Annotated in this window: 1 protein-coding gene and 1 pseudogene; both read left to right on the top strand. The window is 73.6% G+C overall.

The window, feature by feature from the left end; all coding sequences use genetic code 11:
* Positions 1-243 (top strand): annotated as a pseudogene (locus L810_RS43780) (branched-chain amino acid ABC transporter permease); the annotation flags it as partial.
* Positions 236-810: ABC transporter permease subunit (locus L810_RS43775; protein WP_042978558.1), on the top strand; the 575-nt coding region annotated here is incomplete at its 3' end. The pseudogene L810_RS43780 and the gene L810_RS43775, both read left to right, overlap by 8 nt.

Below are 810 nucleotides of genomic sequence, written 5' to 3'. Positions count from 1 at the left end.
GGCGGGCTCGGCTCGCTCGGCGGCGCGTTCGTCGCGTCGCTCGCGGTCGGTTTCGCGCAGACCTTCGCGGCCGCGAGCGACACGTCGCTGCGCGACCTCGCGTCATGGGCCGGCATCGTGTTGCCCGACCGCGTGGCCGCGGTGTCGATCGCGCAACTCGCGCCGCTGGTGCCGTACCTGCTGCTCGTCGTGGTGCTGGTCGCGCGGCCGCGCGGGCTGTTCGGAGAACGGGTCGATGCGTAGCCGCGTGCTCGCCGGATGCACGCGCTGGGCGCTGTTCGCCGCGTGCTTCGTGCTGCCCGCGTGGCTGTGGCCGCATGGCGCGGTGCTCGGCTATCTTGCGCAGACGGCTGCGCTCGTCGTGCTCGCGCTGTCGTACAACCTGCAGCTCGGCACGACCGGGCTGCTGTCGTTCGGGCACGCGGCGTTCGCGGGCCTCGGCGCGTTCGCGGCCGCGCACTGGTTCAACCATATGGGCGGCCCGCTGCCGTTGTTGCCGCTCGTCGGCGGCGTGGCCGGCGCGGGATTCGGATTCGTTGCCGGGTTGCTCGCGACACGCCGTTCCGGCACCGCGTTCGCGATGATTACGCTCGGGCTCGGCGAATGCGTCGCGGCCGCCGCGTGGAGCGTGCCGGCATGGTTCGGCGGCCTCGGCGGCGTGCCGATCGACCGCGCGGGCGGCACGACGTGGGGCGGCTGGCAGTTCGGCGCGCCGGCGCATGCGTATGCGGTGATTGCCGCATGGTGTGTTGCGTCGGCATGGGCGATGCACGCGCTGACGCACACGCCGCTCGCGCGGCTCGCGAACGC

The sequence above is a fragment of the Burkholderia sp. AU4i genome, from assembly GCF_000466765.1.
GTDB classification, from domain to species: domain Bacteria; phylum Pseudomonadota; class Gammaproteobacteria; order Burkholderiales; family Burkholderiaceae; genus Burkholderia; species Burkholderia cepacia.
This window is presented reverse-complemented; position numbering and strand designations above follow the sequence as displayed.